At 71.3% G+C, this 22,199-nt stretch carries 17 protein-coding genes and 1 tRNA gene; 10 read left to right on the top strand and 8 right to left on the bottom strand.

Going from position 1 to position 22,199, the window contains the following annotated elements; all coding sequences use genetic code 11:
• Positions 1-527: 527 nt before the first annotated feature.
• Both KF837_43890 and KF837_43885 read right to left on the bottom strand, forming a co-directional pair.
• Positions 528-878, bottom strand: a complete 351-nt coding sequence (locus KF837_43890) for a hypothetical protein (protein MBX3234315.1) — start codon at positions 876-878, stop codon at positions 528-530.
• Positions 879-901: 23 nt separating this feature from the next.
• Positions 902-982, bottom strand: a tRNA-Leu gene (locus tag KF837_43885).
• Between the two features lie 256 nt (positions 983-1,238).
• Here KF837_43885 and KF837_43880 point away from each other — a divergent pair.
• Positions 1,239-2,051 (top strand): trypsin-like peptidase domain-containing protein, encoded by an 813-nt coding sequence (locus tag KF837_43880; protein ID MBX3234314.1) that lies wholly within the window; start codon positions 1,239-1,241, stop codon positions 2,049-2,051.
• Positions 2,052-2,093: 42 nt separating this feature from the next.
• Entirely contained in the window at positions 2,094-2,966 is an 873-nt protein-coding gene (locus KF837_43875; GenBank protein MBX3234313.1) for a hypothetical protein, read from the top strand.
• Here KF837_43875 and KF837_43870 read toward each other — a convergent pair.
• Complete coding sequence (locus KF837_43870; GenBank protein MBX3234312.1) at positions 2,922-3,218, bottom strand: hypothetical protein; 297 nt, start codon at positions 3,216-3,218, stop codon at positions 2,922-2,924. The two genes, KF837_43875 and KF837_43870, sit on opposite strands and share 45 nt — an antisense overlap.
• A gap of 63 nt (positions 3,219-3,281) precedes the next feature.
• Between KF837_43870 and KF837_43865 the strand changes: the two genes are divergently transcribed.
• The 3 genes from KF837_43865 to KF837_43855 all read left to right on the top strand — a co-directional run bounded on the left by KF837_43865 (position 3,282) and on the right by KF837_43855 (position 6,716).
• On the top strand, positions 3,282-4,922 hold the full coding sequence (locus KF837_43865; GenBank protein MBX3234311.1) for a Ppx/GppA family phosphatase: 1,641 nt from the start codon (positions 3,282-3,284) through the stop codon (positions 4,920-4,922).
• 19 nt (positions 4,923-4,941) lie between these two features.
• Positions 4,942-5,562, top strand: coding sequence for a hypothetical protein (locus KF837_43860; protein ID MBX3234310.1), 621 nt, complete (start codon positions 4,942-4,944; stop codon positions 5,560-5,562).
• A gap of 461 nt (positions 5,563-6,023) precedes the next feature.
• On the top strand, positions 6,024-6,716 hold the full coding sequence (locus tag KF837_43855; GenBank protein MBX3234309.1) for a hypothetical protein: 693 nt from the start codon (positions 6,024-6,026) through the stop codon (positions 6,714-6,716).
• A gap of 17 nt (positions 6,717-6,733) precedes the next feature.
• Here the strand turns inward: KF837_43855 and KF837_43850 are convergent, their stop codons facing one another.
• Together KF837_43850 and KF837_43845 are read right to left on the bottom strand one after the other, a co-directional pair.
• Entirely contained in the window at positions 6,734-7,912 is a 1,179-nt protein-coding gene (locus KF837_43850; protein MBX3234308.1) for a hypothetical protein, read from the bottom strand.
• Entirely contained in the window at positions 7,909-8,586 is a 678-nt protein-coding gene (locus KF837_43845) for a hypothetical protein (GenBank protein ID MBX3234307.1), read from the bottom strand. The genes KF837_43850 and KF837_43845 overlap by 4 nt, the downstream gene beginning before the upstream one ends.
• Positions 8,587-8,702: 116 nt before the next feature.
• On the opposite strand from KF837_43845, the gene KF837_43840 reads away from it, so the two are divergent.
• On the top strand, positions 8,703-9,497 hold the full coding sequence (locus KF837_43840) for a DUF4159 domain-containing protein (GenBank protein MBX3234306.1): 795 nt from the start codon (positions 8,703-8,705) through the stop codon (positions 9,495-9,497).
• A gap of 12 nt (positions 9,498-9,509) precedes the next feature.
• Complete coding sequence (locus KF837_43835) at positions 9,510-11,765, top strand: hypothetical protein (protein ID MBX3234305.1); 2,256 nt, start codon at positions 9,510-9,512, stop codon at positions 11,763-11,765.
• A 7-nt stretch (positions 11,766-11,772) separates the two neighbouring features.
• Here KF837_43835 and KF837_43830 read toward each other — a convergent pair whose 3' ends face one another.
• The 3 genes from KF837_43830 to KF837_43820 are packed head-to-tail and all read right to left on the bottom strand — an operon-like array spanning position 11,773 to position 16,083.
• Positions 11,773-13,422, bottom strand: a complete 1,650-nt coding sequence (locus KF837_43830) for a hypothetical protein (GenBank protein MBX3234304.1) — start codon at positions 13,420-13,422, stop codon at positions 11,773-11,775.
• A complete protein-coding gene (locus KF837_43825; protein MBX3234303.1) occupies positions 13,422-14,378 on the bottom strand; it encodes a hypothetical protein in 957 nt (318 codons plus the stop codon). Before KF837_43825 ends, KF837_43830 begins: the two co-directional genes overlap by 1 nt.
• Before the next feature lie 25 nt (positions 14,379-14,403).
• Positions 14,404-16,083, bottom strand: a complete 1,680-nt coding sequence (locus KF837_43820; GenBank protein ID MBX3234302.1) for a serine/threonine protein kinase — start codon at positions 16,081-16,083, stop codon at positions 14,404-14,406.
• Between the two features lie 208 nt (positions 16,084-16,291).
• On the opposite strand from KF837_43820, the gene KF837_43815 reads away from it, so the two are divergent.
• Genes KF837_43815 through KF837_43805 form a run of 3 tightly spaced genes read left to right on the top strand, consistent with a single transcriptional unit; the run spans position 16,292 to position 21,279 of the window.
• The gene (locus tag KF837_43815; GenBank protein ID MBX3234301.1) at positions 16,292-17,743 is read left to right on the top strand and encodes a circularly permuted type 2 ATP-grasp protein; all 1,452 of its coding nucleotides are present in this window, start codon (positions 16,292-16,294) and stop codon (positions 17,741-17,743) included.
• A 1-nt stretch (position 17,744) separates the two neighbouring features.
• Positions 17,745-18,761, top strand: a complete 1,017-nt coding sequence (locus tag KF837_43810) for an alpha-E domain-containing protein (GenBank protein ID MBX3234300.1) — start codon at positions 17,745-17,747, stop codon at positions 18,759-18,761.
• Positions 18,762-18,786: 25 nt separating this feature from the next.
• On the top strand, positions 18,787-21,279 hold the full coding sequence (locus tag KF837_43805) for a HEAT repeat domain-containing protein (protein ID MBX3234299.1): 2,493 nt from the start codon (positions 18,787-18,789) through the stop codon (positions 21,277-21,279).
• Positions 21,280-22,199: the final 920 nt, after the last annotated feature.

The raw sequence follows: 22,199 nt of genomic DNA, 5'->3' as shown, positions 1-22,199 counted from the left end.
CGTCCCGTGCGACGGCAGCTGAGCAAGATCGGCCGCCAAGCGACGACCCGCACACCGCGATGCGGTTCCACGCCATCGCGAAGCTTGGCCTCGAATATAGTCGCGTGTCGCGCCAGGTACTCCACGCGTGAGACACCGAGCGGGACGACACCGCGTGTGGACGCGAAACGACGTAAGCGTGGCGACATGAAGCGAAGCGTGACGACATCAAACGTGGCAACGGGAAGTCCGCGACGGAGGTGCACGTCCGCGTCGCCATAAAGCGAAGCGGGACGACATCAAGCGTGGCAACGCCGGGCTGACACCGCCGGACGAGGCGACGCCAAGCGTGGCGACGTTGATAAGCGGCGCGTGGCGACGCCAGGCGGGCGACATCAAGCGAAGCGGGGCGATGCCAAAGGGGGGAGCGTGGGACGCCGCGCGGGCGACATCAAGCGAAGCGGGACGACGCCGCGCGGGCGACATCAAGCGCAGCGTGACGACGCCGCGCGCGGGACGACGACGCGCGTGGTGACGCCGGGGCGTTGCTATGCCGAGCGTGGCTTCTTTCCGCGTAGCTCGCGCGACGTGGCGACGGCGGTGTCGAGCATCTCCTCGATCGTCGCGAAGTCCGCGCTTGCCGGGAGCGCGACGGTGACGGCGCCGACCGCGACCGCGCGGTCGTCGATCATCTCGCGGAGGCTGAAGTCGAGCTCCGTCGCGACGACGACGATCTGCGGGAGCAGCTTCGTGAGGCGCTCGCACGCGGCGTCGGGATCGGCGCGATGCACGCGTAGGCCCGCGCGACCGAAGACCTCGATGCAGAGCACGAGCTGCTCTTCGGGGAGCCCCACCGCGATCGCGCTCGGCTCGACGAAGACCTGGTGCGTGATCGCCACGTCTTCACGCTACTCGTTTTTCGTACCGAAGGAGGGACTCGAACCCTCACGCCTTGCGGCGGCGGATTTTGAATCCGCTGCGTCTACCATTCCGCCACTTCGGCTCGCGTCGAGCTTCACGCGCGACACCATTCCTATCACGCTCCACCAACATTTCGCACGCGACTTCGTGGGCATGTGAAGGCGTTCGAGCGCAGCTGTGCAACCTGCACTTACACGCGTTTTATCGGTGTTTTGGCCGTGTTTTTGGAGGGCGAGTGGGCACGCATGCGCACATCACCGACCAAACTGCATCGCGCACGTCTTGAGACGGCTCCGTGATGGGTGAAGCGATGATCCACCACCGTAAGGTCCAGCGCCATGCACACGATGACCAAGTCGCTGAGCGCCCTCTTCGCCCTCTCCCTCACCGCCGTCGCGGGCTGCAGCGCGGAGGTCACCGAGGAGCCCACGCAGGTCGTCGAGTCGGCGAAGATCATCGGCACCAACGACCTCGTCCCCGTCAAGGAGAACGGCGCCAACATCCCGGCGAAGTACCGTCCCCTCATCGACGCGTTCGGGCGCATCTCGATGGGCTGCACCGCGACGCACATCGGCAACGGCGTCGTGCTCAGCGCCGGTCACTGCTTCAACGCGCCGTCGACGCGCAAGAACAACTTCTCCTGCGCCGGCAAGACCGTCGCGTGGGGCTACCGCGTCGACTCGCCCGCGTACCTCACGACGAACTGCACCATCGTCTACGCCGCGCAGCAGAGCCGCGACATCGACTACGCGATCTTCCAGGTGGACGTCGCGCCGCCGGTCCAGGTCGAGGTCGACTACGCCGCGCGCCCCGCGCTCGACTCCGCGATCACGATCTTCTCGCACCCGCGCTCGCGTCCGCTCGAGTGGTCGCAGACCTGCGTGGTGAAGACCGGCGCGACCGGCGGCTGGGGCTCGAACATGCTCTCCCATCAGTGCGACACCGACCCGGGCTCGAGCGGCGCGACCGTCATCGACGACGTCACGCTCAAGGTCGTCGGCATCCACGACGGCGGCCTCGTCCCCTGGAACTACGCGTCGTACGTCTCGGACACCCCGCTCGCCGAGATCCTCGCGTCCCTCGCCGCGCCCCCGCCCGCCGCGAGCGGCGGCGACGAAGAGGGCGAGCTCGAGACCACCATCGACGAGTGAGGGGAACCCACGCCGCCGCGTTCTGTCCTATCCTCCGTCTCGATGAAGCTTCGGACGGTCGCGATCGCGCTGGCGCTCTTCTCCTGCAAGTCCCAGGGTGAGAAGAGCGCCGAAGACGCGGCGAAAGACGTCCAAAAGCTCGTCGAGATGACGGACAAAGACGTCGCCGAGATCGAGCGCGGCCTGCCGGAGGGGGCGAAGAAGATCGTCCCCCTCCTCGAGAAGGAGCTCGGCAAGGAGGGCGATCCGAAGTCGAACCTGCCCGCCGTGCGGAGCGCGCTCCTCAAGATGCGCCAGCAGGTGCCGGACCTCGGCATCGCGAAGTCCACGTTCTTCGCCTACGCGGACGACAAAGGCGTCGCGTACCGGAACGACTTCGAGCACGACACGATGAACGGCAAGGACCTCGTCGCCGCGTGGCCGGGGCTCAAGCCGGCGACGGAGAGCGCGGCCTTCGCGGCGACGAACGGCCCGCCCCCCGACACGACACCTCACCCCGCCGGCCCCGACAAAGACTGGGTCGCGGCCGTGCCGGTGAAGAAGGCGGACGGCTCGAAGTACGGCCTCCTCGTCACGGGCTGGACCTACCGCCGCTTCGCGTACCACCTGCAGGTCACGGCGCAGCGCGAGGTCCAGGACCAGCTCATGCGCAACGGCGACAAGGGGAAGATGCCCGTCCTCTACGTCTGCATGTTCGACAAGGACGGCGTCTACTGCGCGACCGCGCCCGGCGCGCCGAAGGTGCCGCCGGTGAACGAGAAGACGCTGACCGAGGCCGGCCTCCACGCCGCCACCGCGGAGAGCCCGGCGTCGAAGGCCATCAAGATCGAAGAGCGCGACTTCGGCTGGGCCGCCGCCCGCACGCCGCGCCTAGGCGCCGACGTCGGCGTCGTCGTCCTTCGCTCGAACGTCTGACCGCGGCGGCTCGGGCTCGGCCTCGGCCTCGGGAGCCGGCGCGACCGACTTTTTCGCGCGATCGGAGGTGCGGTCGGAGCCGGCGCGGCCGAGCCGATGCAGCGTCGCGACGCCCGCGATCCAGCCGCAGAGCACGATGACGCCGCCGGTCGTGCGATCGAGCGAGCCGGCGATCGCGAGCCCGCCCGCGATCGCCGCGCACGCCCCGACGAACCGGAGCTTCGCGCCGTCGTAGGTCTCGGCCCGCGCCATGCTCCATTGGTAGCAGAAGAAAAGCGCGGCGACCGGTTGCAGACGAGTGCTAAAAGGTGGCCCATGCCGCGCTTTGCTGCGCTCGACCTCGGCTCGAATGCCCTGCGTCTACGCATCGTCGAGGCGCAGGGGGCGCCCGGACGCGAGCAGCTCTCGCTCCTCCCCGACAGCGGGATGGCGTGGCGCGAGGTCGTGAGCCTCCGCGCGCCGGTGCGGCTCGGGAGCGAGGTCTTCCTCACCGGCAAGCTCGCGATGTCGTCGATCGGCCAGGCCTGCTCGGCGCTCCGCGAGTTCCGCCAATCGATGGACGACGCGAAGGTCGACGCCTACCGCGCCACCGCGACGAGCGCGGTACGGGAGGCCTCGAACGGGAGCACGCTCGTCGAGCGGGCGCGCCGCGAGGCCGGGATCGAGCTCGAGGTCATCGAGGGGATCGAAGAGGCGCGCCTCATCCAGCTCGCCGTCACGCGGCGCGGGGGGCTCTCCGATCGCCGCGCGCTCCTCGTCGACGTCGGCGGCGGGTCGACCGAGCTCACGTACCTCGACAAAGGCACGACCCGCTGGGCGACGTCGCTGCCGATCGGCACCGTGCGGCTCCTCGAGATGTTCCTGCGGAGCTCGAAGACCGGGACCGTCGAGAAGCACCGCCAGCGCCTCCTCTTCGAGGGCGTCGATCGCGCGCTCGCGGAGGCGATCCCCGTCCTCAAGAAGATGCCGTTCGAGATCGTGGTCGGCACCGGCGGCAGCGTCGACACGCTCGCCGAGCTCTGCGGGATGAAGTCGGGCTACGAGGGCTTCCCGCGCGCGGTCGACGTCGGGCTGATGAAGACGCTCCTCGGCAAGCTGTTCGGGATGACGCCGGACCAGCGCAAGGACACCTTCAACCTGCGGCCCGACCGCGCCGACACGATCGTCACCGCGACCTCGATCTTCCTCCGCGTCGCCGAGGTGTTCTCCGCGTCCGCGATCGTCGCGCCCGGGGTCGGCCTCAAGGAGGGCATCCTCGAGGAGCTCGTCGACAAGTACTTCAACCGCTGGGACAAGGAGTCCGAGGCGCGCACGGTGGTGGACGGCTGCATCCGCCTCGGCAAGCGCTACGGGTTCGACCAGGCCCACGGCGAGCTCGTCGCGCAGCTCGCGATGACCCTCTTCGACGAAATGTCCGCTTACCACGGCTTCAGCGATCGCGAGAAGCTGCTCCTCCGCGCCGCCGCGCTGCTGCACGACGTCGGCGACTACGTCCGCTACGACGGCCACCACAAGCACAGCTACTACCTGATCCAGCACTCCGACATCATGGGGCTCACCCCCGACGAGCGCGCGATCGTCGCGAACGTCGCGCGCTACCACCGCAAGAGCCCGCCCGATCCCTCACACCCCAACTTCCGCGATCTCGACAAGGACGCGCGCGCGAAGGTGCGCGGGCTCGCCGCGATCCTGCGCATCGCCGACGCGCTCGATCGCGAGCACCTCGGCAAGGTCGCGAGCGTGCGGACCGACATCGACGCGAAGGCGCGGAAGCTCAATCTGTTCGTCACCGGCCAGGAGGACCGCGAGCTGGAGGAGTGGACGGTGCGCGCGAAGTCCGAGCTCCTGCGCGACGTCTTCGACCTCGAGGTCGTCCTCGCGTCGTCGCCCTCGTCGAACCGCCCGTCGAACAGCCGCGAGCCCGTCGCAGCGCCGGTGACGGCACGTTCCAAATAACGTAGGCTCCGGGCCGCTCATGCGCTCGCTCGCCCCTGCCCTCGCTCTCGCGTGCCTCGCCGCGGGCTGCTCGCGGAGCGCGGTGCCCGACCCGAAGAGCGCGGCCGACGACTACGCCCAGGCGGCCGCGCGCGGCGACGGCGACGCGATCTACGAGATGATGACGACGTCCGCGCAGAAATCGCGATCGCGCGCCGACGTGAAGCGCCTCGTCGCCGAGCAGCGCGGCGAGCTCGCGGAGCAGGCGAAGAGCATCACGGCGAAGGACGCGCGCGTCGAGGCGATCGCCCGCCTCCGCTACGAGGACGGCGAGGAGGCGCAGCTCGAGCTGAAGGAGGGCCGCTTCTGGATCACGTCGTCGGGCGCGCTCCCGGGCGGATCGCGCACGCCGGAGCAGGCCCTCGATCAGCTCCGCCGCGTCCTCGCGCGCCGCAGCTACGCGGGCCTGATGCGCGTCCTCACGCCGTCGACGCGCGCCGCGATCGAGCAGGACCTGCGCTCGCTCGTGGAGGGCCTCGAGCGCCCGGACACGCTCCACGTCGAGATCGCCGGCGACGGCGCCGTCGTCACCGTCCCCGGCGGCCACAGCGTGAAGCTGAAACGCGAAGGCGGCGTCTGGCGCGTCGACGACTTCGACTGAGAATGCGCTTCGCCGTCCGCCGTCACCGGTACACGGCGTCGACGTGGATAGGATGGCCGTGGACGGTCACGGTCTCGCCCGGTCCGCCGGACTGCGTTCGCCAGACGCCGTCGAGGCGTGTCCGAACCTCGATCCGGTGCTCCTCCTGGGAGACGAGGACGTATTCGTCGAACGAGGAGAGCTGCTTGTACGCCTCGAACTTCGTCGTATGGGATACGGCGCGGACTCTGCGCGGCGGTCATGGTCAGCATCGTAGCCGCATGACGAAGCTGCTCGACGGCTCCACCGATCAACAGACCGGTGTCCGGCCGAAGAGACACGGCAGGGCGGTGCAAGGTGCCTGGATCGGCGTGCTCCCGACTTCGAGCGCTCGAGAGGGCGAACGTGCGTAGATTGCGCGGCGGCGCAGGGCTCAAATCGGATCACCCACACTGGTACACAATGTGCTCCAGACATGGAGCATGCGCACGATCCATCGGAGAGACGTCCTCAAACGCACCTTCTGGCTCATCACGGCCGGAGTCGTGGCGCCTCACCTGCTGACGACGACGGGATGCGCGAGCGAATCCGAATCCGATGACGAGATGCCGTCGAGCACGGACGACCTCTCGGCGAACGACTGTTTCATCAACGACCTCCTCCGAGGCGCGCTGCCCGAGGACGCCGTGAGCGCCGTGTCGAGCCGAGGTCGGTTCCACCACTATCACTTCCTCAGCGTTCCAGCCGAGGTCCTCGCGAAGCCCCCGGAGCAAGGGTGGTCCACGCTGTCCAGCATGATGATCGAGACCCTCGGGATCGATGACTACTTCTTCAGGAACGCCGAAGTGAACAGGCAGTTTCACTGTCATCGGGTGTCCTTCACGCGCGCGGAGCTGAGGGCCATCGCCGCCGGAGCCAAGACGACGATCACGGCGTACATTCGCTCGAACGGTCAACCAAGCCCGAATCACACGTTCACGTTCAACGACACCGAGACGATGGAGCAGAAGAGCACGGCGATCATCGCCGTCGCCCGACGAGCGGGCCTTCGGACCCAGCGCTCGGTGTGCTCCGCAGCGAACAGGAGATCGGTGACGGTGTTCCGCGGCGACCGTGCAGAAGAGACGATTCGTAGCGCGGCAAGACTCGAACGCCTCATTCAAGGGGAGTCTTAGACGACACGCCGACGCCGTCACTCGCGCGCGAGGACGTTCACCACGCACCCGATCGTGCCGTGGCTCGGGTACAGCTTCCGGACCGCGACGGGCCGCACCTCCCAGCCGAGCGAGGCGTAGACGGCGCGCGCGGCCGCGTCGAGATCGGCGGTGAGCGTGTCGTCGCCGGCCTCGGACGCGAACTGCGGGACCCACGCCGTCTTCTTTCCGTCGCGCGTCTCGTAGACGCCGTTCGTGTACGCGAAGTACGTCCGATCGTCGTACGCGACCGTGGGGATGCGCACGACCTTGAAGCCCGCGCGCCCGAGGTCGGACGCCGCGCGATCGAAGCGCGCCTGCGTCGCGGCGGAGTCGTCGGCGCGGAGGAGCTCGTGCGTCTCGAGGCTCTTCTCGCCGGGCATGAAGCCCGCCCCCACGATCGCGCGGCCCGCCGCGGGATCGCCGACGAGCACGACGTCGCCGTCGAGCGGCGCCATGTACATCGACATGTGGTGCCGCGGGACGTCGCCGTCCTCGGTGCCGAGCATCACGACGTCGCGGCCGACGAGCCGCTTCATCGTCTCGCGAAACGCGACCGGTGTCGGGTACCCGCGACCGCGGTTCCGATGGTAGAGGTTCGCGTCGTAGAGGATGCGCTTGCCCGCGATCGCGAAGTCGCCGGCGTCGAACGCGATCGGGAGCTCTCGCACCGCGAAGCGATCCGGCGCCGCCGCCGCGACGGCAGGCACGATGTCCCAATCGAACGGACGCCCCGACTCCCCCGCCCGCGGCCGCGGCGGAACGAGGAACGTCGTCGTCGTCGCCCCCTCGTCCGCGAGCACGAGCGCGCGATCCTTCGACCAGATCCCGAGCCGCACCGGCACCTCGATCGCGCGCGTGCGCGCGGCGAGGTCGGGCCGGATCGAAGCGAGGAACGCGTCGAGGCGCGGGCGCGCGCCCTTCGAGTGCACCGCGACGACGCGCGTCGACGGAGGCAACGTGCCGAGGAAATCGCGATACGTCTCGCGGACCCTGTCCTCTTCCTCCGGCACGTAGTGGACGAGCACCTCGCGCAGCGCGCTCGCGTCGTCGCTCACGATTGCGGACACGACCGGCTTCGGCGCCTCCACGTTCGCGGCCGCGAAGTGCGCGTGACCGACGAGCGCGCCGAGGACGAGCGCGAAGCCGAGGACGGGACCGGCGAGCTTCTGGATCACGGCGTGTCGTAGACGGTGCGGACGGTGGGCTTGCGCGGGGTCGGCCGCGCGGCGATGTCGTCGAGCGGGACGTCGCCGCCTCCCACGTCCGGCGGCGCGACCGGCCCGTTGAAGCGCCGCTGGGCACGCGCGGCGACCTCGCCCTTCGCGAGGGGACGGAGATAGTCGACCGCGAACGAGGTCGTGATCTCGCCCGGCGTCCACATCCCGCCGTTCTCCAGCCGCGCGATGAGGAGGGCCTCGCGCCGGCGCCCCGCCCCGACTTGCTCGGCGAGGCCGGCAGGGAGGTAGGTGCCGATCGACTTCTTCTCGTGCGCGGCGAGCTCGAGGACCTGCGTGCGGACGAGCACCGCCTCGGGCGCGGGCGAGACGCGCGTCCCCATCTCCGACACGGTGCGGGTCACGCGCTCCTCGACGACGACGCGGGCCTTCTCTTCGCCCTTGTTCTCGTACGTGCGGAGGAGGGTCCACCCGCCGGGCGCGGACGACGACGCGACGAGCTCCCCCTTCACCACGATCGAGCCGAAACGCTCGCCGTCCTCGTCGTATTCACCGAGGCGCTCCTCGTCGGAGACCTCCTCGGCCTGGAGCGCGCGCGGGAGGAGGAGGATGCCGGCGACGAGGGCGGTGCCGGCGGTGCGGAGGAAGATCGACGTGAGGCGACGTGACGGCATGGGGGCGGGCTCCTTCTGTACGGGCTCCGTCGAAGGGAACGCGCCGACTGTGACGAGCTATTTCGTCCCGACACCGGCTACCTGTCCTTCGCCCGAGCGAGTAACGTGTCGGGCGTATGAAACGCGCGGCCCTCCTGTCCTTTGCGCTCGCCGTCGTCGTGCTCGTCGCCGCCCTCCCGCGGCCGGCCAAGGCCTTCGGCGACGTGGGGGCGTTCGATCCGCGCGGGCTCCTCGCCGGCGGGACGACGGGGCCGGCCCGCGCCTCGGCCGGCGCCCGCTGGTCGTGGGAGCTCGTGCAAAGGACGAGCGCGCCCGCGCGTCTGAAGCCCACCAACGTGCGCGCGGACGATCCGGCCGTCGTCGACGCTCCCTTCCTCTGGTGGAGCGGCGACACGGCGCTCTCTCCCCTCACCCCGGGCGAGATCGCGGGCCTCCGGAAGTTCTTCGCGCTCGGCGGCGTCCTCCTCGTCGACGACGCCGGCGTGGCGGACGACTCGAGCTCGGAGTCGCCCAAGCCCAGCGCGTTCGGGCGCACCGCGCGCACCGAGATCGCGCGCGTCCTCCCCGACACGAGCCCGATCCCGCTCGCGGCCGACCACGTCCTCTTCAAGTCGTACTACCTGCTCAAGCGCGCGGAGGGCCGCGTCGCGGGGCCGAAGACGCTCGACGCGATCGTCCGCGGCGGTCAGACCCAGGTCGTGTTCTCGGCCCACGATCTCGGCGGCGCGCTCGCGCGCGGCGCGACCGGGGCGTGGGAGAACCCCGTCGTCCCCGGCGGCGACCTCCAGCGCGAGCGCGCGATCCGCCTCGCCGTGAACGTCGCGATGTACGTGCTCTGCTCGAACTACAAAGACGATCAGGTCCACGCCCCCTTCCTCATGCGCCGCCGCGCCGGTGCGCTGATCCCCTGACGCTGGACGCGCGTGGACACGGCGCTGAGCTCCCGCCTCGCGGTCAACGGCGACCTCCCTCCGTGGGCGGCGATCGCCGCGTGCGTGCTCGTCGTGCTGAGCCTCGTCGTGCTCGTCGCGCACGAGCTGCGGCGCCGTGAGCGCGGCGGCCTCGCGATCGTCGCGACCGGCGTGCTCGCCGTCGCCGCGCTGCTCCTCGCGGTGCTCCGCCCCGTCCGCATCGCCGCGCGCGAGAGCGTGATCGGCGCGAAGGTCGTCGTCCTCGCCGATCAGTCGCGATCGATGGCGCTCCCGCAGAACGGAAAGGACCCGCGCCGCGACGTCGAGGCGCGCGTGCTCGAGCGGCTCGCGAAAGAGTCGAAGAGCGCGCGCCTCCTCACCCTCGGCTTCGGCGACGGCGCGCCCGCGCCGATCGCGCCGGCCACCGCGGACGGCGCCTTGCGTTTCTCGGGCGCCTCGCCGCCGGCGGCCCTCCCGCGGAGCGACCTCACCTCCGCGCTCCGCGCGCTCGGAGCGTCGGCGGAGGAGCGACCGCAGGCCGTGATCGTCGTGTCCGACGGGCGTCTCGACGATCCGGGCGAGGACGCGTCGAAGGAGACGCTCACCGCGCTCGGCCGCGAGCTCAAGGTCCCGATCCACACCGTCGGCACGACGCGGAGCGCGCCGCCCGACGCGAGCGTGCGCCGCGTCTCGGCCGCGGGCGCCGCCGTCGCGCACGTGCCGCTCCCGCTCCGCGTCGAGGTCGGCTGCGCGGGAGGGCTCTCCTGCGACGAGCTCACCGTCACCGCGCGTGAGCTGCGAGAGGACGGTCCGCCCGCGCTCCTCGCGACCGGCCTCTCGCACCTCAAGGACGGCAAGGGCACGGTCGATCTCTCCGTCACGCTCGAGCGCGCCGGCGCGCGCATCATCGAGGTCGCGATCACGCCGCCGTCGGGCGACACGATCCCGGAGAACGATCGCCGCCTCCTCACCTTCGTCGTCGCGCGCGAGCGGGTGCGCGTGCTCCACGTCGCGGGGCGCCCCACCAACGACGTGCGCGCGCTCCGGCAGTGGCTGAAGAGCGACGCCTCCGTCGACGTCGTCGCGTTCTTCATCTTGCGCACGGGGAGCGACGCACCGAACGCGCGGCAGGAGGACCTCTCCCTCATCCCCTTCCCCGTCGACGAGCTCTTCACCGAGCACCTCCCGTCCTTCGACGCGGTCGTGCTCCAGGACTTCGACGCGCAGCCGTACGGCCTCGAGAAGCACCTCCCCCAGCTCGCGCGCTACGTGAAGACGGGCGGCGGCCTCATCATGGTCGGCGGGCAGAACTCGTTCGTCGCGGGCGGCTACGCCGGCACGCCGCTCGCGGAGGTGCTCCCCGTCTCGCTCGACAGCGATCGCGGCGCGACCGCGGCCGACGTCGCGAACGTCACGCCGGCGTGGACGGAGGACGGCAAGACCGCGCCCCTCCTCGCGCCGCTCCGCGACGTCGTGGACGACGAGCTCCCGATGATGCCGGGCGCGAACATCCTCGGCGACGTGCGGCCCGGCGGCCTCGTGCTGTGGTCGCATCCGGGACGAACGACAAAATCGGGACAACCGATGCCGATCCTCGCGATCGGCGACCAGGGCGACGGGCGCTCGATCGCGCTCGGCATCGACGGCGCGTGGCAGCTCGAGTTCTCCCAGCTCGGGGCGCGCACGTCGGGCCGCGGCTACGGCGCGATGTGGGACGGCTTGCTCGGCTGGCTCATGCGCGACCCGCGGTTCGAGCCGGGGCAGCTCGATCTCGCCTCGCCCTGCGTCGCGGGCGAGCCGGCGAAGCTCCGCGTGCGCGCGCCGGACAGCGCGAAGGACAAGCCGATGACGATCGAGATCCGCCGCCTCGATCAGCAGGACGTCGCGACGACGAAGGTCGAGGTCCCGAAGAGCACGAGCGGCGCGACGATCGACGCGACGCTGCCGCCCCTCCCCGCCGGCGGCTACACCGCGCGCCTCAAGCTCGGCCCCGGTCCGACCACCCGCCGCGACTTCGCGTGCGAGACCGGCGGCGACGAGTGGGCCGACTCGCGCCCCGACGGCGATCGCCTCCGCGCGATCGCGAACGCCTCCGGCGGCACGTTCCGCTGGGCGGACGAGGACCTCGCGCTCCCGCTCCCGAAGCCCGCCGTCATCAGCGCGGAGCGCCACGTCGTGCCGCTCGCGCCGCCGTGGACGTGGACGCTCGCCGCCGCCGCGCTCCTCGGCGTCCACTGGTTCACGCGCCGCCGCAGCGGCCTCTCGTGACGACGGGTCAGCGCTCTTCGCAGTACCCGTAGTTGCACGCGGGCCGCGCGGGGTCCTTGCAGTCGAGCGCGGTCGTGCACGTCTTGCAGACCGCCTCGTCGACGACGCCGTTCGCGGTCTTGTCGAAGAAGCAGTCGCAGCTGTAGGGCCGGTCGGCGATGCCGGCCGCGCGGATCGGTCCCATCTCGGTGTCGCGCGCGACCTTCATCGCGCAGGCGGGGATGACGTGGCCGTTCGCCATGCCGACGACGAGCTCCTCGTCGAGGCGCGGCACCGAGAACTTGGAGACGAACGCGCCGGCGGCGGCGTTGGTCGGGACCTTGGCGAAGAAGTGGAGCGGCCCCCACATCGGATAGTGCCCGTCGCGCACGTTCTGCTTGTCGAACGTGCGCTCGGTGGAGTCCGGCCAGAAGCCGCAGGACTGCCCCCGCGCCTGGAAGGCGAGCGTCTTGATGTTGTCGCGCTCGCTGTCGGCGAAGTCGGCGGAGATGATCCCGATCGTCTTCTCGGCCAGGTTCTGCGGGACCTGGAGCATCTGCGCCGCCATCGTCTGGGCGGTGTTCTTGTCGACGCCCCACCACTGCGTCGGCTCGACGAGGATCCCTCGCGAGATGATCTGGTTCGTCGCCGTGCTCGAGGCGCGGATGAAGAACTGGGCCGGGTCGTCGTAGGGCATCGGCTCGGCCACACCCGCCTCGGCGCCCGGCGTGCCGCCGCGGCCGAAGACCGCCTGCCCCGCCTCCGCGCTGAACACCGTCTGCGTCGAACGCTTCGGCGTGATGAAGTACATCGGGAGCGTCGGGCCGAGGTACTCGCCGACGTTGCTCCCGCCCGCCGCGATCGCGTCGTAGCCGATGTTCGCCGTGCACGTTTGAGCGTAAATATCGGATTCGCCGATATCCGGGACGACCTCGTCCGCGATGAGGCACGGCGTGGTGGTGCCGTTCGCGTTGTAGAAGAGCGTCGTGCGGCCCGGACGCTCGAACATCTTCTGCTTGTTCGTGGTCTGGAGCGCCGCCGGCGCGTAGGTGTTGAACTGCGAGTCGACGCCGGCGCACGAGTTCGACGTCTGCCAGACGACGGTGAAGCCGGACTTCGCGAGCACCGGCGTGAAGATGGCGAGGAAGGGCGGGAAGTTCGAGGAGCCCGTCACGTAGACGATCTGGAGGCCGGCCGCGGCCGCGAGATCGGTGCAGAGCTGGGTCGCCCCGCTGTCGGGGGTGACGGCGGCGGGCGGCGGCGTGCCGGTCGGCGGGATCGCGCCGAGGAGCCCGCCGTCGCAGAGGCCGAGCCGCGCGCAGTTGTCGAACGGCACGCAGGCCGCGCGCGTGCACGCGTTGAGGAGCTCCTCGTTCGTCGTCGGCGTGCCGCGGAAGCAGCCGGGGTGACCGAACGTCTCGCCCGCGTCCGCGTCCGCGTCCTCGTCGCCCGCGTCGGGGACCTCCGGCTCGCTCGTGTCGGGCACGTCTCGATCGATGCCCGAGTCGGTCTCCGGCGGCGCGACGCACACGTTCGACACGCACATCGCGCGCGGGCCGAAGGTCGCGCAGTCACCGCTGTTCGAGCACTGCTCGCTGCTCCGATCGAGGATGAGGGTGCACGCCGCGGTGCCGAAGAAGAGGAAGGCAAGGCCGAGACGGAGTCGCCGAACGAGCATCAGAACGTACCACCGAGGATGAGGCTGCCGGGCCCACCGCCGACCCGGACCGTCGTGCCGGCGGCCTTGGGGCTCTTCGGACGCGTGAGCGTGAAGTAGAGCGTGACGCCGCCGACGATGATCGCCGAGGCGGCGAGGGCGTCGGTCGTGACCGAGAGCGCGGTCGTCGTGGACGCCTTCGAGTCGATGTCCCGCGCGTTGCCGGGGAACGTGTTGCGCGCCTGGTCGAGGTCGTCCGCGCTCGACACGGCGAGGATGCCCGTCACGACCGCGCCCGCCGCGAGCGCGCCGGCGGTGACCCAGCCCACCGTGTAGAGCGGGCTCCGCTTGTGCGGGACGACGGGCCCCTCCTGCTCCGGCGCGCTCGCGCGAGGCGGCGGGGGCGGCGGAGCGACGTGGCCTGCGTCGAACGTCACCGCCTTCGTCTCGCCGGCCGAGACCTCGACGAACTTCGTCTGCGGAGCCTCCCCTGCCTTCGTCGCGACGAGCTTGCGCCTGCCGATGCTCACCGCGAGCGGCTTCGCGAGCGGCGTCTTGCCGACCGGCTCGTCGTCGAGCGTGAGGTCCCAGCCGGGCGTCGGCGTCGACACGTCGATCTTCCCGACGCGCGTCTTGAGCACGACGATCGCGCGCTCGACCTCCTCTTTGTGGCCCTGCCCGCCCTCCGCGAGGAAGCGCTCGAACGTCGTGAGCGCCTCGGCGTAGCTCTGGTTCTGGTAGTAGGCCTGACCGATGTTGTAGAGGACCTGCACGTGCGGCGCGATCTCGTACGCGCGCTTGAACTCCACGAGCGCGCCGCGGTAGTCGGCCTCCGAGTAGAGCGTGACCGCGCGCTGGAAGTGGGTGTTCGCTTCCTTCTGCGCTTCTTCGGTAGGAGCGGCTGCCGACTGAGCGCCGGCGGCGCTCGTCGCGAGAGAGAGGGCCAGCACGAGGGCCGCCCCGACACGAAGGTTCACTTTGCTTCGCTCCGTCCAGTTCGGTTCATTTGTATGGGCTCGCGGTGTCGATGGGTCGATTGGGCTTGGCGCCGCCTTGCGGACCTACGTCGGTCGCCTTCGGCTCCGGAGCGGCCGGGACGGAGGCGACGGGCGCGGAGGGCGTCGCCGGCTTCGGCTTCGGCGGTACATAGCCGATCGGCGCGGACGTCAGCGCGATTTCGACCGATTGATCCTTGTCGCACGAGAGCGTGCGGTCCTGGCTCACGTGCCCGCCGGCGGAGACGTGAACGGTGAACGAGCGCCCGTGCTCGCAGCGTCGCGTCACCGGGTTCGAGACCTCGACGCCGTCGATCGAGAGGACCGACGTCTTCGGGAGCGCCTTCACCGCGACCTCGTGCGTCGTCGGCCCCGCCGGCTGCGGCGCGGTCTTCCGCTCGACGACCGGCGCCTCCGTCGGCGCGGGAGGCGGCGGGGTCGGCGACGCGACCGGGCCGGGGTCCTTCGAGCGCATCGCGACCGCGGTCCCGCCGATCGCGACGACGGCGACGATCGCGGCCACGACGAAGGTCCGCATTCGCCCTCCCGGCGCGGCCGGCGCCGCGCTCGCCGCGACCGGCGTCGACGGCAGCTCCGTACCGGCCGGCGTCTTGCCGCCCGTCGGCGAGCTCGGGATCGACGGCTCGCTCGTGTGCTGGCCCGCGGGAGTGTTGCCTTCGCCGGACACCGGCGGGCGAATGCTGGGGAGGCGCGTCTGCTCCGCCTCCTTGCCCGCCGCGATGGAGGCGAGGTGCTTCTCGATCGTCCCCCGGATCTGCTCGCGCTCGCCCGCGAAGATCTCGGCGACGACCTTCCCGATCTCGCGGAGCGAGACGTTCATGCCGCTGGCGGTGAGGTACTTCTCGAGGTCCTCCTGGAGCGAGGCCGCGCTCTCGTAGCGCTCGTCGCGCGACTTCTTGAGCGCCTTCTCGACGATGCGGACGAGCTCGGCGGGCGCGTCCGGCACCTCCGTCGCGAGCGACGGGACCTCACCCTTGATGATGTGGGTGAGGATCTCGACGTCGCTCTGCCGCGCCCACATCCGGCGGCCGGCGACCGCCTCCCAGATCATCACGCCGGCCGTGAACACGTCCGAGCGCGGATCGACGTCGCCCGCGATCTGCTCGGGCGCCATGTACGAAGGCTTGCCCTTGAGCACGCCGGTCTTGGTCTCGAGGCTCGAGTCGAGCGCCTTCGCGATGCCGAAGTCGACGACCTTCACCTGCCCGTCGAACGTCACGAAGAGGTTCTGCGGGGTCGCGTCGCGATGGACGATCCCGAGCGGCGTGTTGTCGAAGTCGGTCAGCGTGTGCGCGTGGTGCAGCCCCTGCAGCGCCTCACAGAGGATGCGCAGGTGCATCGCGAGCGTGAACGACTCCTTCTTCTTCTTGAGGACCCGCGCGAGGGTGACGCCCTCGAGGTAGTCCATGACCATGTAGTGACGGTTGTCGTCGTTGCCGATCTCGTAGGTCTGGACGATGTTGGGGTGGCTGAGCCGCGCCGCGAGCCGCGCCTCCTCGAGGAACATCTCGAGGAAGGTCGTGTCCTCGACGAGCTCCGGCTTGAGCTGCTTCACGACGAGGAGCTTGTTGAAGCGCGCGGGCCCGCGGGCGACCGCGAGGTACACGATGCCCATGCCTCCGCGCGCGATCTCCGCGACGAGCTGGTACTTGCCGAGTTGGGCCACGTTCCTCTCTCCAACCGGCAATTGTATCGAGGAGCTACTCTCGACAACAATCTCAATGAAGATAGTCGGCCCGAGCCGGTGAGTATTTCAGGACACGCGCCGACCTGGTAGGACGCTTGGCGGCTGAAACGTCGCCGAAACCCTCGCTCCTTTAGGCTCCGATCACGTGCATTTCGACGCGTACGACACCGGCGGATTCTTCGATGAGATGTTCGAAGATCCGAAGACTCCCCGCCCCTCCGCGAGCCTCCTCGCCCAGCGCCTCGGCGCCCTCGACCCCGTCGAGCTCCGCCAGCGCCAGATCGCCGCAGAGCGGGCGCTCCTCATGCGCGGGATCACTTTCAACGTTTATGGCGATGCTGCCGGAACGGAGAAGATCTTCCCGTTCGACATCATCCCGCGCGTCATCGGCGCGAGCGACTGGCGCACGATCGAGCGCGGCCTCAAGCAGCGCGTGCGCGCGCTGAACCTCTTCATCGGCGACATCTACGGCGCGCGGAAGATCATCAAGGACGGGATCGTCCCCGAGTCGCTCGTCCTCTCCGCCTCGAGCTACCTCCCGGCCTGCAACGGCATCCGCCCGCCGAAGGACATCTTCTGTCACGTCGTCGGCACCGATCTCGTCCGCGATCGCGACGGGCAGTTCTACGTGCTGGAGGACAACCTGCGCTGCCCGTCCGGCGTCTCGTACGTGCTCGAGAACCGGCAGGTGATGAAGCGCACGTTCCCGCAGATCTTCGATCAGCTCCGCGTCCGCCCGGTCGACCTCTACCCGACCAAGCTCCTCGAGACGCTGCAGCACGTCGGCGCGAACGGCTCGCCCACCGTCGTCGTCCTCACGCCGGGAGTCTACAACTCGGCCTACTTCGAGCACTCCTTCCTCGCGCAGCAGATGGGCGTCGAGCTCGTGGAGGGCCGCGACCTCGTGGTGCGCGACGACCGCGTCTACATGCGCACGACGCGCGGGTTCCAGCGCGTCGACGTCATCTACCGCCGCATCGACGACGTCTTCCTCGATCCGAAGGCGTTCCGCCCGGACTCGCTCCTCGGGGTGCCGGGTCTCGTCGACGTGTACCGCGCGGGCAAGGTCGCGCTCGCGAACGCGCCGGGCAACGGCGTCGCCGACGACAAGGTCGTCTACGCCTACGTGCCGAAGATGATCGAGTACTACCTCGGCGAAAAGGCGATCCTGCCGAACGTGCCGACGTACATGTGCGAAGACCCGAAGGACCTCGCGCACGTCGTCGCGAACATCGGCGACCTCGTCGTGAAGGCGGCGAACGAGTCCGGCGGCTACGGCATGCTCGTCGGCCCGCAGGCCTCGAAGGCGGAGCAGGAAGACTTCAAGCTGAAGGTGCAGAAGAACCCGCGCAACTACATCGCGCAGCCGATGCTCGGCCTCTCGCGCGTGCCGACCATCGTCGACGACGCGATCGAAGGCCGTCACGTCGACCTCCGTCCGTACGTGCTCTACGGCGACGACATCTTCGTCCTCCCGGGCGGCCTCACCCGCGTCGCGCTCCGCAAGGGCTCGTGCGTCGTGAACTCGTCGCAGGGCGGCGGGAGCAAGGACACGTGGGTGCTCGCCGAGGGCGACTCGCTCTCGCCGCCGCCGGGGCCGGTCGCGACGAACGGCCAATCGCAGTCGCAGGGGTCTTGAGATGCTGAGCCGTGTCGCGGACGCGATCTACTGGATGAACCGCTACGTCGAGCGGGCGGAGAACGTCGCGCGCTTCGTCGACGTGAACCTCCACCTCGCGCTCGATTTCCCGGAGGCGGGGGAGCAGTGGGAGCCGCTCGTCGCGACGACGGGGGACAACGAGCTCTTTCGGAAGAAGTACGGCGAGGGTCACGCGACGCGCGACAACGTCCTCGACTTCCTGACGTTCGATCGCGAGAGCCCGAACTCGATCGTCTCCTGCCTCCAGCTCGCGCGCGAGAACGCGCGCTCGGTGCGCGAGATCATCTCCTCGGAGATGTGGGAGCAGGTCAATCACGCCTACCTCATGGTCACGGAGGCGGCGCGCACGAAGGCGGCGCTCGACACGCCGCACGACTTCTTCACCGAGGTGAAGCAGGCGTCGCATCAGTTCGTCGGCACGACCTACCTCACGATGAGCCACACCGAGGCGTGGCACTTCGGGCGCCTCGGGCGGCTGCTCGAGCGCGCGGACAAGACGTCGCGCATCCTCGACGTGAAGTACTTCCTGCTCCTGCCGCAGCCGTCCGACGTGGGGACGACGCTCGACGCGCTCCACTGGAGCGCGCTCCTCCGCTCGGCGTCGGCGTTCGAGATGTTCCGGAAGAAGTTCCACACCATCACGCCGAACAAGGTCGTCGAGTACCTCCTCCTCGATCGCAAGTTCCCGCGCTCCGTCTTCTATTGCCTGAGCAAGGCGGAGCGCTCGCTCCACGCGATCACCGGCGCGCAGATGGGCACCTGGACGAACGGCGCGGAGCGCGAGCTCGGCCGCCTCAACTCGGAGCTCTCGTACGCCGACACGCGCGAGATCCTCGGGCGCGGCCTCCACGAGTACATCGACAACCTCCAGCAGCGCCTGAACTACGTCGGCCAGTCGGTCTTCGAGACGTTCTTCGCGATGAAGGAGGTCGATCCCGACGAGACCCGCTCGCGCCCGCCGCCCCCGCTCTCCAGCACCGGCCTCGGCGACGCCTGAGGGTCACGCGTGATAAGCTGACGCCGTGCGCTCGCGGCTCTGCCTCGGTCTCCTCTTCGCGCTGTCGCTCGCGCCGGCCTCGGCGGAGGCGCTCGTCTGGCCCGACGTTCCGGAGCGGGTCGAGCGCGGGCTCTCGTCGCCGGATCCCGCGACGCGCCGGATCGCGGCGCGCGATCTCGCGAGCCTCGGCGGCGCGCGCGCGACGCCGCTCGTGCTGAAGGCAATGAACGACGGCGACGTCGACGTGCGCCTCGCCGCGGCGCAGTCGGCGATCCGCCTCCGCGTCCAGGGCGCGACCGACATCGCGATCACGTGGCTCGGCGAGCGCGAGACGCGCCTCCGCGTCGCGGCGTGCGAGGTCGCGCACGCGATGCCGAACCCGCGCGCGGTGCAGCCGGTCGCGCGCGCGCTCGGCGACTCCGATCAGCAGGTGCGCTTCGCCTGCGCCGACGCGCTCGGCTCGTCGGGATCGGCGGAGGCGATCGCGCCGCTCGCGGCCAAGCTCGACGATCCGACGCCGAACGTGCGGGTGCAGGTCGCGCGCGCGCTCGCGCGGCTCGGCGACGCGCGCGCGGTGGTGCCGCTCGTCGGCAAGGTGCAGGACTCGGTGCCGGACGTGCGGCAGGCGGTGGTGCGCGCGCTCGGCGATCTCGGCGACGGGCGCGCGACGCAGGCGCTCTTGCTCGCGCTGCGCGACAACGTCGCGGAGGTGCGGATCGAGGCGCTCGCGGCGCTCGGCCGCCTCCGGGCGCCGGAGGCGGCGCTCGCGATCGCGCCGCTCGCGCTCGATCGCAACCTCGGCGTCCGGCAGTCCGCGCTCGTCGCGCTCGGCCGCATCGGCACGCCGAACGCGGTGAAGGCGCTGATCCAGGCGCTCGGCACGCAGGAGGACGCGACGGCGGGGCTCGAGCGCACGCCGGTGCGCGACGCGCTCGTGTCGGCGGGGCAGCCCGCGGCGGTGGAGCTCACCGCGCTCCTCGATCGTCCGATCACGCCCGCGGTGGCGACGTCGGCGGCCTGGGTCCTCGGCGAGCTCCGCTCGACGGCGAGCGCGCCCGCGATCGTCGCCGCGCTCCGCAAGGGCACCTTGCCGCCGGCGGCCGCGCTCCGCGCGCTCACGGGGTGCGGGTCCGCGGCCGAGGTGCCGGTCGTGCTCGAGTACGTCTCCGATCCGAGCCCGCAGGCGCGCGAAGAGGCGCTGAAGGCGGCGACGGCGCTGCTCGATCCGGCGAAACCGGACGGGCGCGCGGTCGAGCCGCTCGCGGCGACGCTCAACAACCCGCGCACGTCGCCGCGCGAGCGCGCCGCGGTCGCGACGTTGCTCGGCCGCACGGGCGCGCCGCGCGCCGCGACCGAGCTCGTCGGCCTCGTGAGCGCGAAGGACGAGACGCTGCGGCTCGCCGCGATCGACGCGCTCGGCGCGCTCGGCGGCGCCGCGAGCGTGCAGGAGCAGGCCGACGACGCGCTCGTGCCGCTCCTCGCCGACACCGAGCCCGCGGTCCGCCTCCACGCCGCGGTCGCGATCGCGGCGAGCGGCGGCGCGAAGGCGCGGAAGCTCCTCCTCGCGAAGCTCGACGGCGGAGAGGAGCTCGATCGCTACGCGCTCTTCACCGCGCTCGGCGGCGTGCTCGAGCGTGTGCCGGAGGAGAACGCGGCGCGCCGTGTCCTCCGGGAGCTGGGGGTCGCGGCGGGGCCGGAGCGCGACGCGGTGATCGAGGCCGCGGGCCGCGCGCGCCTGCCGAGCATGGCCGGCGCGCTCGCGACGGCGGCGAAGACGACCGACGTCGACGATCGCCGCGCGATCGCGACGATGCTGGCCGCGCACCCGGGCGCGATCGCGACCGCGCGCGCGCTCGCGTCCGATCCCGATCCCGGCGTCCGCGCGAACGCGGCCTGGGCGCTCGGCGCGATCGGAGACGCGAGCACGATCGGCTTCCTCGACACGCTGCTCCGCGCCGGCGACGCCGACACCGCCGCCAACGCCGCGGCCGCGATCGGCCGCGTCGGCCGCCGCGCCGGCGCCGACGAAGCGACACGTGCACTCTGCAACGGTCTCGCCGACGGCCGCGCCGCGGTGCGCGCGAACGCGCTCTCGGGCCTCGCCGCGCTGAAGCGGCGCTGCGGCGACGGCCGCGCGGAGCGGAAGCTCCTCGCGGACGATCCACACGAGCTCGTGCGCGCGGGCGCAGCGCGCGCGCTCGGCGCGGCGCCGGTGGGGGACGATCGCGCCGTGGTCGATCGTTGCGCCGTCGCCGACCGCAGCGCCGAGGTCGCGCGCCTCTGCCGCCCACGCACGACGCCGGCGACCGCGTCGACGAAGACACACGCGGTCACGGTCTTCGTCGTCGGCGAGGCGGAGCGGGGCCGCGACGCAGAGGCATCCCGCATCCGCGCACGCGCGCCCTACGTGCTGCAATACGAGGACGGCATGCTCCGCACCGGCGCCGCCGACCGCCGCGGCGCCACAGTCGACCCCACCGCCCCAGAGGGCACCCTGACCCTCCGCCGCGCGCTCTGACTCCTTCGCGGCGCTGGGCGCGCTGGCGCGCTTGGGCCACGCGCGGCGCGCTTGGGCCGCGCGCGAGCGCGGCGAAGAACCACGCGGGCGCGCGAGCATACGCGGCGCCTTGGGACACGCGCGGGCGGCGAGAACGCCGGCGCGCGAGCATACGCGCCGGCGCTTTGGGGCGCGGGCGGGCGCGGCGGGAACAAGCTCGCGCGGGAGCATGCGCGCCGGCGCTTGGGGCGCGGGCGGGCGCGGCGGGAACAAGCTCGCGCGGGAGCATGCGCGCCGGCGCTTTGGGGCGCGGGCGGGCGCGGCGGGAACAAGCTCGCGCTCTGACGCCCCGTCTCGCTCCTTCGCGGCGAAGTCGCGCGCGTGCTTGGTTCCGGCGCGCAGGCGCCGCGAAGAACCGCGCGCCCCGCGCGGGAGCGTACGCGGCTGGGACACGCGCGAGCGGCGAAAGCGCCGCCGCGGGAGCATACGCGCCGGCGCTTGGGGCACGGGCGGGCGCGCGGCGGGAACAAGCTCGCGCGGGAGCATACGCGCCGGCGCTTGGGGCACGGGCGGGCGCGGCGGGAACAAGCTCGCGCCTGACCCTCCGCCGCGCGCTCTGACGCCCCGTCTCGCTCCTTCGCGGCGAAGTCGCGCGCGCATGGTTCCGGCGCGCAGGCGCCGCGAAGAACCACGCGGGAACGCCGGCGCGCGAGCATACGCGCCGGCGCTTTGGGGCGCGGGCGGGCGCGGCGGGACGCCGGCGCGTGAGCATACGTGGTGCTTGGGGCGCGCGAGCGCCGCGGGCGGGGACGCCGGCGCGGAAGCATACGCGCAGGCGCGGCGGGGACGAGCTCGCGCGGGAGCATGCGCGCGAGCGCATGGGGGCCGCGGGCGGGCGCGGCGGGAACAAGCTCGCGCGGGGGCATGCGCGCGAGCGCATG

Source organism: Labilithrix sp., assembly GCA_019637155.1.
In the GTDB taxonomy this organism is placed as follows: Bacteria; Myxococcota_A; Polyangia; order Polyangiales; family Polyangiaceae; genus Labilithrix.
The sequence above is the reverse complement of the archived record's forward strand: the minus strand, read 5'-3'. Positions and strand labels throughout refer to the sequence as shown.

Excerpts from the sequence above, each read along its gene's own strand:
- KF837_43845 (MBX3234307.1), bottom strand. The coding sequence starts at position 8,586 with ATGCCGTCACGTCGCCTCACGTCGATCTTCCTCCGCACCGCCGGCACC.
- KF837_43855 (MBX3234309.1), top strand. The coding sequence starts at position 6,024 with ATGCGCACGATCCATCGGAGAGACGTCCTCAAACGCACCTTCTGGCTC.
- KF837_43815 (MBX3234301.1), top strand. The coding sequence starts at position 16,292 with ATGTTCGAAGATCCGAAGACTCCCCGCCCCTCCGCGAGCCTCCTCGCC.
- KF837_43865 (MBX3234311.1), top strand. The coding sequence starts at position 3,282 with ATGCCGCGCTTTGCTGCGCTCGACCTCGGCTCGAATGCCCTGCGTCTA.
- KF837_43870 (MBX3234312.1), bottom strand. The coding sequence starts at position 3,218 with ATGGCGCGGGCCGAGACCTACGACGGCGCGAAGCTCCGGTTCGTCGGG.
- KF837_43830 (MBX3234304.1), bottom strand. The coding sequence starts at position 13,422 with ATGCTCGTTCGGCGACTCCGTCTCGGCCTTGCCTTCCTCTTCTTCGGC.
- KF837_43875 (MBX3234313.1), top strand. The coding sequence starts at position 2,094 with ATGAAGCTTCGGACGGTCGCGATCGCGCTGGCGCTCTTCTCCTGCAAG.
- KF837_43860 (MBX3234310.1), top strand. The coding sequence starts at position 4,942 with ATGCGCTCGCTCGCCCCTGCCCTCGCTCTCGCGTGCCTCGCCGCGGGC.
- KF837_43840 (MBX3234306.1), top strand. The coding sequence starts at position 8,703 with ATGAAACGCGCGGCCCTCCTGTCCTTTGCGCTCGCCGTCGTCGTGCTC.
- KF837_43880 (MBX3234314.1), top strand. The coding sequence starts at position 1,239 with ATGCACACGATGACCAAGTCGCTGAGCGCCCTCTTCGCCCTCTCCCTC.
- KF837_43810 (MBX3234300.1), top strand. The coding sequence starts at position 17,745 with ATGCTGAGCCGTGTCGCGGACGCGATCTACTGGATGAACCGCTACGTC.